This window comes from Microbacterium sp. GXF0217 (assembly GCF_054798195.1).
The window spans coordinates 396034-409700 of the sequence record NZ_JBSJZG010000002.1; the positions used below are offsets into that span (position 1 = coordinate 396034).

Here is a 13667-nt window from a genome sequence, read left to right on the forward strand (position 1 = left end):
CGTCCGGTACGCTCGCGGTAACCGGTTTCCGAGTGAAAGGACCGGAAGACGATGCTGTCGACCGACCTCCCCCGTCCGACCGAGCGTGCCCGAGTGGTGGTGACGACCGACATCGGCGGCACTGACCCTGATGACTTCCAATCGATGGTGCATCTGCTGCTGTACGCCGACGTGTTCGACATCGAAGGGCTGATCTCATCGCCCTACGGCAGGGGGCGAGCCGCCGACATCCACGCCGTGGTGGACGCGTACGAGAGCGACCTCCCCCGCCTGCGCCGCCATGCCGCCTATCCAGGCGCCGACGCGCTGCGGGCCGTCATCGCCCAGGGAGCGCTCGCACTGCCGTCGGACTCCGGCGTGGACGCACCGACGGAGGGCTCGGAGCTGATCGTCCGTCGCGCTCGTGCGGAAGACGATCGACCGCTGGACGTCCTGGCCTGGGGCGGCCTCGAGGACATCGCGCAGGCGCTGCACGACGCGCCCGACATCGCCGACCGCATCCGGGTGCACTGGATCGGCGGGCCGAACAAGACCATGGGGGTGGATGCCTATCACTACATCGAGCAGCACCACCGCGGCATCCGATTCATCGAATCGAACACGACCTACCGGGGCTTCTTCCTCGGGGGGAGCGGGTCTCTCGCACCGGAGCGTTTCGTCGCCGAGCACGCCGCGGGGCGCGGTGCGCTCGGCGCCTTCTTCGCTCGGCAGCTTCCGCAGGCGAAGATGGGGGACACCCCGACCGTGACCTGGCTGCTGGGCGGCGCGCGCAGCCCTGAGGCCGACAGCTGGGGCGGACGCTTCGTGCGGCTCTGGGATGGGCGGAGGGCCGTCGTGCATCACCCGGCCTCGTCGTCGCACGACGTGGTCGAGGCGTACGGTGTGGTCGAGCTCCTCGTGGATGCCCCGGTCGACCTGCCGGACGACCACGTCACCGATCTCATGGTCGACGGCAGGACCCAGGGGCCGTTCGCCCCCGCCATCGACGTCGGAGGGAAGCTGCGCTTCCGGTTCGCCCCGCGCGACGCGCGGGCGATGGGGTACGTCGTCCGCAGTACGCACCCGGCCCTCGACGGGCTGACCGGGTCGTTCCTGAGCGCCCTGCCTCCCGAGGATCGCTGGCGACGGGCGTCATCGTCGTACGCGCACTGGTGGTGCGACGATCAGTCCGCGGAATTCGTCGAGCGCGGGATGCCGGGCTCCGGCACGCTCAGCCCCTGGAGGGATGCCGCGATGGCCGACTTTGCGGCCCGGCTGGATCGGTGCCTGCCGGGCTGAGCCGACGCCGCGGCGTCAGTCGTGCTCGCGCCGCTCCTGACGGATCGGCGTCGTCGCGGCGACCTCGTCGCTGAACTCGCTGGGCTCGACGCGGATCACTGACAGCGGTCGCGTCTCGTCGAGCGTCAGGAGGAAGCGCGCGTCCTCGCGCCGGTGGAGGCGGCCGGAGACGAGCATCCACCCGATGCCGATCGCCATGGCGAGGAGGCCGGCGAACCCGCCGACCGCGATCGCCGCACGAGGGCCGAACGCGTCGGTGATCCACCCCGCGATCGGAGCACCGACCGGTGTCGAGCCCATGATGACCGCCATGTAGAGCGCCAGCACTCGACCGCGCAGAGCGGGGTCCGTCGTCGTCTGGACGTAGCCGTTCGCGGTCGTCATCATCGTGACGATCGTGAAGCCGACGAATACGAGCGACGCGGCGTAGGTCCAGTACGACGGCATCGCCGCCGAGATGAGCGAGATCACGCCGAAGCCGCCGGCAGCGATCACGAACACGCGGATGCGCGCCCTGTCGCGCCTCGCCGCGAGCAGCGCCCCCGCGAGCGAGCCGATCGCGAGCACCGAGCTGAGCAATCCGTAGCCGTCGGCCTCGCGCCCGAACTCCAGCGCCATGGTCGAGGCGAAGATCGGGAAGTTCATGCCGAACGCGCCGATGAGGAACACCATCACGAACGTCACCGCCAGATCGCTGCGCCGCCAGGCGTAGCGGAACCCCTCGGCGATGCCGCCGCCCTTGCGGCTGTTCGCCCGGGGGATGAGCTCGCCGGAGCGCATGAGCAGCAGAGCGACGAGCATGGCGAGGAAGGTCACAGCGTTCGCGACGAACACCCAGCCGGTGCCGACCGCGACGATCAGGATGCCGCCGATCGCCGGCCCGAGCAGCCGCGCCATGTTGAACGAGGCCGAGTTCAGTGCGACCGCGTTCGACGCGTCGTCGATCGAGACCATGTCGGAGACGAAGGCCTGGCGCGCCGGTGCGTCGAACGCGTTCGTGACGCCGAATCCGAGGGCGAAGCAGAACATCAGCGGCAGGGTCATGACGCCGGTGAGAAGAAGGGCGGCGACGCCGAGCGCGAGCAGCATCAGCGTGATCTGGGTCACGAGCAGGATCCGGCGCCGGTCGAAGCGGTCGGCGACCCAGCCGGTCAGGCTCACCAGCACAAGCGGCGGGCCGAACTGCAGCGCCATGGTCACGCCCATCGCTGTGGCGTCGTTGTCCGTGAGCTCGGTGAGCACTACCCAGTCCTGCGCGGTCGCCTGCATCCATCCGCCGACGTTGGAGACGAGCGCGCCGAGGAACCAGATGCGGTAGTTGAACGTCGAGAACGAGCGGAACATCGCCGGGGTGCGGCGTGCGGGGGTGCTCATCGCTCGGCCACCTTCCGCATCAGAGCGCTGGCTTCGCGCAGCGTCTGCAGCTCGGCCTCGGTGAAATCGAGCTCGGCGAGTGCGCCGGAGAGCGCGGCATCGCGCTTGCGCACGGTCGCCGTGACGACGTCCGTCCCGGTCGTCGTGATCTCCACCTGGACCCGACGGCGATCCTCTTCGTCCTGTACGCGGGTCACGTAGCCGTCCTCGACGAGGGCGGCGACGGTCGCCGACATGGTCGGTGCGGTGACCCGTTCGCGCTGGGCGAGAGCGCCGACCGAGAGCGGGCCGTTCATCTTCAGGCAGGCGAGCACAGCGAAGTGGGCATCGCTGACGTGGTCGTCCGCGCGTTCGCGGCGGAGGCGGCGCGCCAGCCGGAAGGTGGCGAGGCGCAGATCGGTGGCGGTGTCGTGTAAGGATTCGTCCGAGGCAGTCATTGCTTAGGTAGTCTAACTAAATTTCGGATGCCGCGGGTGCTCCACTTGGACAGGAACCGGTTTCTCGACTACCGTGAGGGAGATGACACTCGTCGAAGACGCGAGCCAGTATCGCAACCCGATCATCGATGCCGATGTGCCGGATCCGGACGCCATCCGCGTCGGAGACCGCTTCTATCTCGTGGCGTCGAGCTTCCATCGCGCTCCGGGACTGCCGATCTTCGAATCCGAGGATCTCGTCACCTGGACGCGCATCGGCTACGCCCTCGAACGCAACGAGCCGGCGGCATGGTTCGCCCTGCCGCGGCATGGCGGGGGAGTGTGGGCGCCTTCCATCCGGCACCACGACGGGACGTTCTTCGTCGTGTACCCGGATCCCGACCAGGGGATCTTCGTCGTCACCGCCCAGGACCCGGCGGGGCCCTGGACGCCGCCGCGCCTGCTGCTTGCCGGCCTCGGATTGATCGACCCGTGCCCGCTGTGGGCCGAGGACGGCCGCACGTACCTCGTGCACGGGTGGGCGCGATCGCGATCGGGGCGCAAGAACGTGCTCACGGTCGTCGAGGTCGACGAGCAGCTCACCGAGACCAGGGGCACAGCGGCGGACGTCATCGACGGTGATCGCCTGGACGATTTCCGCACGCTGGAAGGACCCAAGTTCTATCAGCGCAACGGCGAGTACTGGATCTTCGCTCCGGCGGGTGGCGTGGCCACCGGCTTCCAGGCGGTGTTCCGCGCCGACAACCCCTACGGACCCTACGAGCACCGCATCGTGCTGGCGCAGGGGGACACTCCGGTCAACGGTCCGCATCAGGGCGCATGGGTGGACGACGGCGAGGGCGGCCACTGGTTCCTGCACTTCCAGGACCGCGGCGTGTACGGCCGGGTGCTGCACCTGCAGCCCATGGCGTGGCAGGACGACGGCTGGCCGGTCATGGGTCAGGCGGTCGCGGGTGGCCCGGCGGAGCCGGTGCTTCAGCATCCGTCCCTGCGCGGTGCCCCGCAGGGCATCCGGACGCTCGCTCGACCGGACGACTTCGCCGGCGGCATCCCGAGCACGCACTGGCAGTGGGAATCCGACCCGGATCCGAATGCCGTGGTCGGGCGCGGGCACGACGCCTGGAGCGACGACGCGCTCACGCTGCGGGGCAGCGTCGATGGCGGCAACGTGCGCACCCTTCCGCGCGTGCTGTCCCAGGCGCTGCCCGGCCAGCCGTCCACGGCGCGCGTCGACGTCGAGCTGGCGTCCACGCTGCCGGGCGACCGCGCCGGCATCGCCGTGCTCGGATACACGTACGTCTGGGCTGGTGTCCGGATCGGCGGGCAGGGTCCGGAAGCCGTCGTCGCGGTCCGAGAGCGCGACGACCAGCAGGAGCGCATCCTGCTGCACGCGCCGCTCGCAGGCCCTCGCGCCGTCGTCGTGCTGCAGACCGACGAGGAAGCGCGCGTGCGCATCAGCCTGACCGCCGATGGCGCACGCTTCGACGTCGACCCGCAGTTCCAGGCGACCGAGGGGCAGTGGGTCGGCGCCGGGGTCTCGCTGTTCGCGGCCGGCCGCTACGGTAGCGGTGGGGCTGTGGGCCGATTCCGCGGCTTCGACATCACGATGGGGGATGCGTGACGATGGCGACTCGACGAGTGCGGACGGCGCCGACCAGGACGACGACGATCAACGACATCGCTCAGACGGCTGGGGTGTCGAAGGCGACGGTCTCGCGGGTGCTCAACGGCATCCCGACGGTCAACGCCGAGATCGCGCAGCGCGTCCGGCAGGTGATCGACGAGCTCGGCTACACGCCGAGCCAGACCGCCCGATCGCTCTCGCTCGGCGTCAGCCGGACGGTCGGCGTGCTGGTCCCCGACCTCGGAAACCCCATGTTCCACCAGGTGCTGCACGGCTTCAACAGGGCGGCCGCCGCAGACGGCTATCACGTGGTCGTCACCGATTCGTTCGAGGATGCCGACGGCGAGCCGGATCTCGCCAGGGACCTGCGAGACCGCACAGACGCGGTCGCGCTGTTCTCCCCCCGCATGACCAGGCCCGATCTGCTCGAGCTGCTGCCCCGGATCGGACCGGTCGCGGTGTTCAACCGCACCACGGGCAAGAACGCCGGATCCGTGCTCATCGACTACCACGAGGGCGTGATCGTGCTCGCGAAGCACCTCATCGGCCTCGGGCATCGCCGGATCGCCTTCCTCGCCGGCCCAGCGTACGCGCGCGCGAACTGGGAGCGCGAGCGCGGTCTTGCGGAGATCCGCGAGAACGAGCCGGATGTCGAGATCATCGACGTGCCGTGCGGACACTCCTTCGAGGACGGCTACGACGCGTGGCCGGCACTGCGCGCCACGGGCGCCACCGCGGTGATCGCCTACAACGACGTCGTGGCGCTCGGCCTGTTGGGTCGGCTGTCGGAGGAGGGCGTCGCCGTCCCCGCAGAGATGTCCGTCGCCGGATTCGACGACATCCCGTTCGCGCGCTACTCGTCGCCGTCGCTCACGACCATGACCTCTCGGCTCGGCGAGATCGGCGAGCAGATCTGGGCCGTACTGCGCGCGGAGATGACGGCGGATCCGGAGCGCGAACCGATCATGTTCTCGCCCGAGCTGGCGCCGCGCGGAAGCACGAGGGAGCGGGCATGAGCATCGAGCTGCTGCGCCGTGGACCGGCCGTGGTGGAGTACCACGACGGCGCCGGAGTCGCCCCGCTGCTGTCGCCCCGGCCGTATCTTCTGGCCACGACGCCCTCCGGCACGCCGGTCACCGAGTTGGAGCCGGAGGATCATCTGCACCACCTCGGGCTCAGCGCTGCGTTCCCCGATGTCGACGGCACGACCTTCTGGGGCGGCCGCACCTACGTGCGCGACCGCGGCCCCACCCTGCTCGCGAACCACGGCACGCAGCAGCCACAGTCGCGCACCGTCCAGGACGGCACCGTCGAAGAGCTGCTGGTCTGGCTGAATCCGGACGGAGACGTCCTGCTCGAGGAGCAGCGCACGATCTCGGCGCGCGCACTGGACGACGCGTGGTCGATCACCTGGACCTCGGAGCTGCTCGCACGCGACCGCATCGTCACGTTCGGCAGCCCGCAGACGAACGGCCGCGATGGCGCGTTCTACGGGGGGCTGTTCTGGCGCGCGCCCTTCCCGTCGGCTCGTGTCCGGACCGCCGATGGGGCAGGAGTCGAGCTCGCGCACGGATCGCGCTCGCCCTGGATCGCACTCGAGGCCGACGACGCGGCCCTGGTCGCCGTCAGCACCAACGGCATGCCCTGGTTCGTGCGCGCTGAGGGCTACGTGGGATTCGGCCCGGCGATGGCCGTGGACGGACGGTGCCGGATCGAGCAGGGCGACACGCTGCGTCTCGACCTGGCTGTGTCGGTCTCCGATCGGGCACCGGCGGATCCTGCTGCCATCGCCGAGACACTGCTCGCGGGCATGCGGGACCCGGTGTGAGCGACCCGCTGCGGACAGTGCTCGCCGAAGCCGCGGCCGCCGGGATCACGTTGCATTCGCTCGAGGTCTCGATCTCCGGGCGCACGGTGATCCGATCCGGCATCGCGCCCTTCGGCCCCGACGTGCCGCACCGGCTGTACTCGGTCTCGAAGACGTTCACCGGTCTCGCCGTGCTGCTGCTGGCCGAGGAGGGCCGGCTGCAGCTCTCCGATCCCATCGCGACGCACTTCCCGGAGCATGCGCCAGTCCAGCCGTGGCTCGCGCAGACGCGCATCGACGACATGCTCGCGATGGTGGGCCCGCACAGCAGGACCACGTACGTCGAGGCATCCGACTCCTGGCTGCCGTCGTACTTCCAGGTGCCGCCGACGCATCGGCCGGGGGCTCTGTTCACGTACGACACCAGTGCGTCCTACGTGCTCGCCGCCCTCGTCGAGCGGCTCTCGGGTTCGACCCTGCTCGAGTACCTGCGCCCGAGACTGTTCGCGCCACTCGGCATCGGCGAGAACGCGCGCTTCCTGACCGGCCCCGAGGGCATCAGCCACGGCGGCTCCGGCCTCATCATGGCGCCGGCGGATCTGACGCCGATCGCCGAGACGATCAACGGCGGCGGGCTCTTCGGCGGCAGGCGCATCCTGCCGGAGCGGGTCGTCGCCCGGTTGATCGAGCGCCGCAGCGATCCGGCCACCCAGACGTGGGGCGCGGCTCTGCGGGCCGGTTACGGACGACAGGTCTGGCTGCCGGGCGGGCGCGCATGGATGATGTTCGGTCTCGGCGGGCAGATCGTCTACGGCGATCCCGACCGTGCGATCGTCGCCGTCGTCACGGCCGACTCCACTCCGCTGGTCGGCGGCGACCAGCGGCTCGCGGACATGCTCCTGCGCGCCCTCGCCGGATTGGATCCGGATGCCGTGACCACCGCCGAGCTCGTCGCACCCGCTCCCGTGCACGTCGAGGAGAACACTCGCCCTGTGCAATCCACGGCCGTACTGCTCACCGGAGAGGAGGCGCCGGTCGAGCTCACGATCGAACTCGACGGTGCCGGCGGACGCGTGCGGTGGGATGCCGAGCACGACGTTTCCTTCTCCACCCTGCAGCCGACGGCCGTGCGCTCCGTGCTCGGCGAAGCGGTCGTCACGGCCGGATGGAGCGCGGCCGGTGTCCTCGACGTGCACGCGAGCGCGGTCGGCGACGACATCGCGACCGTCCGCCTGCGACTGGTCGTCGCGGACGACGGCATCCTGACCGTGCTGGCGCAGGGCCACGGGCCGGCGATCGGCCCGTCCTGGACCTGGCGCGGGAGCTACCGGATCTGATCGGCGCCGGCCGTCCTGACGCGGGTGCGCGACCCGGTGCTACAGGCCCTGTCCGGCATCCCACAGCCGTTCGGTCTGCCCGGCGAGCAGTGCGTCGAGCGAGCCGGCCTGGGCGTCGGTGAGCGAGGCGACGTAATCGATGATGCCGCGGCCGCGGGCCAGACGATCATGGTCCGCACCGGTGTCCGGGCCGCCGAGGCGCCGGTGGTCATCCCTCGCGAGCTCCACCAGGTCGATCAGGCGGCGCGGCGCACGCCGGGCGTCGGCCGGGTCGTCGAGCCAGGCGGAGAACCCGTCTACGAGCCGTTCGAGCACGCTGGCCTGGCCGCGCTGGTAGACCGCCAGGTCGGGGCGCTCCAGGATGAACCGCTCGTGCAGGAACTTCAGCACCGCGACCTCGTGCCACGCGCGCTGGTCGAGGCCGACATGTCCGGAGCGGAGGTGCGGATGCCGGTGCACCTCGACCGAGGTCTGCAGCCGGGAGATCCACTCCGTGGTGAAGCGGGCGAGGGCGCGTTCGGTCGCGAGCGATCCGTCGAACGGCTCGGAGAGCAGCCCGTCGATGACCTCGGCCTTGACCCTGGCGACGGCCTCGTTGAACGCGTCTGGATCGGCGATCCAGGCGTCCTTCTCCTCCAGGCGCCGCCAGAGCAGCTCCAGCGAGTGCCCCGGCGTGCGGGCCTCAGTGCGCAGTACGGCGGTGTCGACCGTGCGCAGCCGGGCGAGGTCGCGATGCCAGGCGCGGAACTCAGCGGACAGCGTCACCGCGTTCAGCAGGCCGGCGCGGTAGAAGTCGTCGAGATCGTGCAGCGAATAGGCGATGTCGTCCGAGATGTCCATGATCGAGCACTCGACGGTCTGCTGCCCTCGTTCGATCAGCGGGTAGGCCGCGAGCGCGAGCCTGGCGTCCTGCTCGTCGACCGCGTAGAAGTTGAACTTGCTCCTGCCGCCGCGGCGCTCTCCGCCCTCTCCGCGCAGCCACGGGTACTTCAGGACCGCGGCCCGTACGGCGGAGGTGAGGTTGAGACCGACACCGGGGCGGTCGTGCTCGTCGAGGCGGGTGATGATGCGGAAGGTCTGCGCGTTCCCCTCGAATCCCTCCGCCAGTCCGAAGCGGCTGCGCGCCAGGCGATCCAGGGTCTGCTCACCCAGATGCCCGAACGGCGGATGCCCGAGATCGTGCGCGGCTGCCGCCGCCTGCACGACGACCGGGTGCGCTCCGCCGAGTTCGGAGGCGATCCGCCCGGTCTCGTCGTCACGGGCGGACAGATGCGTCGCGATCGCCCTCGCGACGGCCGCGACCTTGATCGAGTGCGTGAGTCGATTGTGCACCGCGAGCCCGGCGCCCGTCTGCGAGATCACCTGCGTGACGGCGGAGAGGCGGGAGTAGTACGGCGAGAACCGGATGCGCTCGACATCCACGCGGAAGTGCGGATGCCCCTCGGTCTGCTGGAACTCGTCGAGCGTCTCCGGCGCACGTCGCGCCTGGCGAGGATCTTCCGTCATCGGCCCAGTGTGCCATGCCGTGGCGTGCTCGCGATGATCGAGCAACCGGGCGCCCCGCCGACGCTCATGGTCGACGGGGACGATCCGGGCGGATGCTCAGCCCTTGACCGAACCGACCAGGGCGCCCTTGACGAAGAAGCGCTGCACGAACGGGTAGATGAGGAGCATCGGCAGCGTGGCGACGAAGATCACGGCCATGCGGATCGACTGCGCCGGCGGCACGATGTCGACCGCCGACTCGCTGGCGTTCAGCCCGCTGGCCACGATCACGATCTGACGCAGCAGCACCTGCATGGGCCACAGCTCCGAGCTGTTGATGTACAGGATCGCGCTCTGATACGTGTTCCAGTAGTAGACCGCGTAGAACAGGCCGATGGTGGCGATCGAGGCCAGCGACAGCGGAAGGACGATGCGCCAGAAGACGCCGAACTCCGAGCAGCCGTCGATGCGGGCCGCCTCCTCCAGGCTCTCCGGGATGCCCTGGAAGAAGCTGCGCATGATGACGAAGTTGAAGGCGTTGATCGCCACCGGGATGATCAGCGACCAGAGCGAGTCGATCATGCCCAGGCTCTTGACGACGATGAATGTCGGGATCATGCCACCGGCGAACAGCATCGTGAACAGCACCATGAAGTTGATGACCCTGCGGCCCTTCAGGTGCTTCTTCGACAGCGCATACGCCATGAACGCGGTCAGCACGAGCGAGATGAACGTGCCGCCGATCGTGACGATGGCCGAGACGCCGAGCGCGCGGAAGATCGTCGGCGTGGACAGGATGTAGCGGTAGGCGTCGAGGCTGAACGTCTCGGGCCACAGGATGAACGGGCGCGTGGCCAGTTCGCCTGGGGTCGCGAGCGAGCTCGCCAGCACGTTGACGAACGGCAGCACGCAGATCAGCGCGAAGGCGATCAGGACGATCGCGTTGACGATCGCGAAGACGCGGCGACCCGGTGTGACGCGGCGCTTGTTGCGGGCCGCGCGGCGCACCTGAATCGGAATCGTCGCGCTGGTGACGGGTACCGTGTTGGTCATTTCGAGCTCCCGGGGGTGGGCGTGCGCACCGCGAACAGCGCTGCGGAGAGGAAGAACAAGAAGGCGACGGGGTACAGCACGAGCTGCGTTCCGAGGAGGCAGGCCAGCCCTGCACCGGCGAACCACCAGCCCGTCGAGCGGCGGCGCGGGCGATACGTGGCGAAGAACCAGCCGACAGCGCACAGCAGGGCGATGAGGACGAGCGAGAACCCGAACCAGGCCGCGAGCGTGTTCAGCACGGTGTGCGCGTCGGCCGCCGGTACGTCCAGCCCTGCGGCGCCGAGTGCGGGGAGAACCGTCTCCTCGAGGGTGTCGGAATCCGCCCGGGTGATCACGAGCGCGAAGCCGCCCTGCAGCACGGCCGCGGCGGCGAATCCGACCGCGGCGATGATCAGCTCGATGCGGCGGCGGAAGGGAGCGGCGGCGTTGTCCTGGGGCTTCGGCGTCTCGGTCATGACAGTCATACCAGCGCACCTCCGCGCGTTTCCAGGCTCGCCGTGCCGTCCGTCACCAGGACGGGTCCGACAACGCCCTCGACGCGCAGGCCGGTGATGCGCAGGCCGGTCGCGAACTGCGCATGCACACCGGCCGAGGCCATCGCAGGGACGCCGTCGGCCATCGCGGGGACGGCCGGCACGGCATCCGGTGCGAACGAGACGACGAAGTCGTCGAGGGTGAGGTCGTCGACGGGGGCCTCGGGCAGGCCGGACACCCAGGCGGCGCAGGACGTGACATTCGTCGCGGTGATGTGGGCCAGATGGATGCCGCGGAAGCGCGGTGTCCCGGCATCCACCGGCTGAGCCGTGCGGTCGGACACGATCGGCTCCTTGCCCTCGGGTCCGCAGAAGTAGAAGGGGTTGATGACGAGCGGGCACATCACGGAATCCATCACGATGTTGGAGACGCGCACGTCGGCGACGGTGCCGCCACGGCCCCGTCGTGACTTGATGCGGATGCCGCGGTCGGTGCCCTGGAACACGCAGTTGGAGATCACGACGCCCCTGACGCCGCCGGACATCTCGCTGCCGATCACGACGCCGCCGTGGCCGTGCACCATGGTGCAGTTCGTGATGGTGATGTTCTCGCACGGCACGCGGTCGAGAGACTTCTCGCTTCCGGCCTTGATCGCGATGCAGTCGTCGCCGACATCGATGTGGCAGTCGCTGATGCGCACGTTCCGGCACGATTCGGGATCGATGCCGTCGGTGTTGGGCGAGTCGGCGGGGTTGAGGATGCGGATGCCGGAGATCCGCACGTCCTCGCAGAGCAGTGGGTGCACCGTCCAGGCCGGTGCGTTGCGCAGGGTCACCCCGGAGATCTCCACGCGCTCGCTCCGGTGGATGCCGATGAGGGTGGGGCGGGGGTAGGCGAGCGAGCCGCTGCGATGGGCGTCCCACCAGCGCTGACCGCTGCCGTCGATCTCACCGCGGCCGGTGATGGCCACATCGACGGCATCGCGTGCGTAGATGCACGGCGAGTGGATGGTGGTGGCAGCGCCCTCCCACCGGGCGGCCACGGGCGGGTAGAGGGCGGGGTCGGGGACGAAGCGCAGCACCGCCCCTGCCTCGAGGTGGAGTTCCACGCGGGAGCGCAGGCGCAGAGCGCCGGTCTCGTGCACGCCGGGTGCGATCGTCACGCGTCCGCCGCCGGAGTCGGCTGCCCGGTCGATCTCGGCCTGCAGCGCACGGGTGGTCCGCTGCACGCTGCTCGTGCCGATTCGAACGGTCTCGCTCTGCACCTGCGTCCCGCTCATGTCAGTTCGTCTCCGCGTAGGAGGCGCTGAGCTCTTCGATGATGGTGTTCAGCCCCTGGCCGTCGAGCTTCTCGATCGCCGCCTCGTAGCCGGCCATGTCGAGCTGGCCGACCATGTACTTGTTGTACGCGTCGTTCGCGGCCTGCTGGATCGTCGACCAGCTCTGATCGAACGCGTCGGACGACAGCGGCAGAGTCGGGTCGACCACCGCGAACTCGGTGTTCTCAGCGATCTTCTCGTTGCCCTCGTCGACGTACGGCGTCGAGCTCTTGAACGTCACGACGTTGTCGCTGGGGCGCGAGGACGAGTACGGCTGCACCTCTTGCTCCCACTTCGGCTGGTCGGCGATCGTGACGACGCCGTCCGCGTCGACCGTGTAGTGCTCGTCCTCGATGCCGTTCGTCATGAGCGTGAACGCCTCTTCGTCGAGCAGCTTGTCGATGAACGCGAGCATGCCTCGGAGGTCATCCTCGGTCTCGACCTGGCTCTTCGACATCGCCAGCCAGCCGCCGAAGCCGCCGTTGGTGTCGGAGAGGATGCGGCGCGGCACGTCCTCGAACGTCATGTCGTTGATCAGCGCCCACGACATCGGCGTGTTCGGGTTGGAGCTGACCGCGAGGTTCATGTACCCCTTCGGCTCGAACAGACCGGTCACGACGATGCCGCCCTTGCCCTGGGCGATCGCGTCGATCTGGTTCTGCTTCTGCATGGTGACGAACTCGCCGTTGATGGCGCCCTGCTCGTAGAGTCCGCGGTACCACTCCATGGCCTGCTTGAACTCATCGGTCTGGAAGGTCGGGATGACCTCGTCGTCCTCGACGACGAAGTTGTTCCCCGCGCCGAAGTAGCCGGCGAGGCTCTTGAAGCCGAGCTTGAAGCTCTCCAGGCGATCGAGGAAGCCCGTAGTGTCGTCCTTCCCGTTGCCATCAGGGTCCTGCGTCGCGAAGGCCACGGCGACCTCGCCGAGCTCTTCGATCGTGTGCGGGACCTCGAGTCCGAGGTTGTCCAACCAGTCCTGCCGGACGATCACGCCGTACCGGGCGATCGGCTTCTGGAACGGCACGCCGTACAGGTGGCCGTCCACGCGGGCGGACGCGATCGTCTGGTCATCGATCTTGGACAGGTTCGGGTAGTCCTCGAGGTACGGCTCGACGTCCCAGAACTGACCGGACTTCAGCGCCTGGCGCACCGACGTGTTCGTGATGTTGGTCAGCGAGGTGATGTCGGCGAGCGAGTCCGACGCGAGCGCGGCGTTGATCTTCTCATCGGCGGAGGCAGCAGGCACCCACTGGAAGTCGAGCTCGGCCCCTGTGGTCTCCTCCAGGGCGGTCTGGATGGGACCGTCCGCATCCGGAGTCGTCGGCGTGTGCAGGATCGCCATCCAGGAGATCTCCTCGGGGATCTCGGCGGATCCGCCGCCCTCGGAGGATGCGTCGCCGGATGCGCCGCATCCGACGAGGGCGAGTGCGGCGACGGCAGCGGACGCAGTGACGAGCGTCAGTCGGGAACGAGCGCGCAT

General features: G+C 69.3%; 12 protein-coding genes. 5 read left to right on the plus strand and 7 right to left on the minus strand.

What is annotated here, in order from left to right; translation table 11 throughout:
- The first annotated feature begins 51 nt into the window (after window positions 1-51).
- Window positions 52-1278: a DUF1593 domain-containing protein gene (locus ACWAT3_RS05180; RefSeq protein ID WP_460796445.1), complete on the plus strand. Its 1227-nt coding sequence runs from the start codon at window positions 52-54 to the stop codon at window positions 1276-1278.
- A 15-nt stretch (window positions 1279-1293) separates the two neighbouring features.
- Here ACWAT3_RS05180 and ACWAT3_RS05185 read toward each other — a convergent pair whose 3' ends face one another.
- Both ACWAT3_RS05185 and ACWAT3_RS05190 read right to left on the minus strand, forming a co-directional pair.
- The gene (locus ACWAT3_RS05185) at window positions 1294-2652 is read right to left on the minus strand and encodes an MFS transporter (protein WP_460796446.1); all 1359 of its coding nucleotides are present in this window, start codon (window positions 2650-2652) and stop codon (window positions 1294-1296) included.
- Window positions 2649-3089 (minus strand): MarR family winged helix-turn-helix transcriptional regulator, encoded by a 441-nt coding sequence (locus ACWAT3_RS05190; RefSeq protein WP_460796447.1) that lies wholly within the window; start codon window positions 3087-3089, stop codon window positions 2649-2651. The genes ACWAT3_RS05185 and ACWAT3_RS05190 overlap by 4 nt, the downstream gene beginning before the upstream one ends.
- Window positions 3090-3171: 82 nt before the next feature.
- Between ACWAT3_RS05190 and ACWAT3_RS05195 the strand changes: the two genes are divergently transcribed.
- From ACWAT3_RS05195 to ACWAT3_RS05210, 4 genes are read left to right on the plus strand one after another with little or no spacing between them, the layout of a single operon-like run.
- The gene (locus ACWAT3_RS05195; protein WP_460796448.1) at window positions 3172-4710 is read left to right on the plus strand and encodes a glycoside hydrolase family 43 protein; all 1539 of its coding nucleotides are present in this window, start codon (window positions 3172-3174) and stop codon (window positions 4708-4710) included.
- Window positions 4711-4712: 2 nt separating this feature from the next.
- On the plus strand, window positions 4713-5729 hold the full coding sequence (locus tag ACWAT3_RS05200) for a LacI family DNA-binding transcriptional regulator (protein ID WP_460796450.1): 1017 nt from the start codon (window positions 4713-4715) through the stop codon (window positions 5727-5729).
- Entirely contained in the window at window positions 5726-6541 is an 816-nt protein-coding gene (locus ACWAT3_RS05205) for a DUF6807 domain-containing protein (RefSeq protein ID WP_460796451.1), read from the plus strand. Before ACWAT3_RS05200 ends, ACWAT3_RS05205 begins: the two co-directional genes overlap by 4 nt.
- Window positions 6538-7857 carry a serine hydrolase domain-containing protein gene (locus ACWAT3_RS05210; protein ID WP_460796452.1) on the plus strand — a complete coding sequence of 440 codons (1320 nt, stop codon included), beginning with the start codon at window positions 6538-6540 and terminating at the stop codon, window positions 7855-7857. Before ACWAT3_RS05205 ends, ACWAT3_RS05210 begins: the two co-directional genes overlap by 4 nt.
- Before the next feature lie 39 nt (window positions 7858-7896).
- On the opposite strand, the gene ACWAT3_RS05215 is transcribed toward ACWAT3_RS05210, so the two are convergent.
- The 5 genes from ACWAT3_RS05215 to ACWAT3_RS05235 all read right to left on the minus strand — a co-directional run bounded on the left by ACWAT3_RS05215 (window position 7897) and on the right by ACWAT3_RS05235 (window position 13667).
- The gene (locus ACWAT3_RS05215; protein ID WP_460796454.1) at window positions 7897-9363 is read right to left on the minus strand and encodes a deoxyguanosinetriphosphate triphosphohydrolase family protein; all 1467 of its coding nucleotides are present in this window, start codon (window positions 9361-9363) and stop codon (window positions 7897-7899) included.
- A 96-nt stretch (window positions 9364-9459) separates the two neighbouring features.
- Window positions 9460-10395, minus strand: coding sequence for a carbohydrate ABC transporter permease (locus ACWAT3_RS05220; RefSeq protein WP_460796455.1), 936 nt, complete (start codon window positions 10393-10395; stop codon window positions 9460-9462).
- Entirely contained in the window at window positions 10392-10859 is a 468-nt protein-coding gene (locus tag ACWAT3_RS05225; protein ID WP_460796456.1) for a hypothetical protein, read from the minus strand. Before ACWAT3_RS05225 ends, ACWAT3_RS05220 begins: the two co-directional genes overlap by 4 nt.
- Window positions 10856-12148, minus strand: coding sequence for a glycoside hydrolase family 28 protein (locus tag ACWAT3_RS05230; RefSeq protein ID WP_460796457.1), 1293 nt, complete (start codon window positions 12146-12148; stop codon window positions 10856-10858). The genes ACWAT3_RS05225 and ACWAT3_RS05230 overlap by 4 nt, the downstream gene beginning before the upstream one ends.
- 1 nt (window position 12149) lies before the next feature.
- Window positions 12150-13667 (minus strand): extracellular solute-binding protein, encoded by a 1518-nt coding sequence (locus ACWAT3_RS05235; RefSeq protein WP_460796459.1) that lies wholly within the window; start codon window positions 13665-13667, stop codon window positions 12150-12152.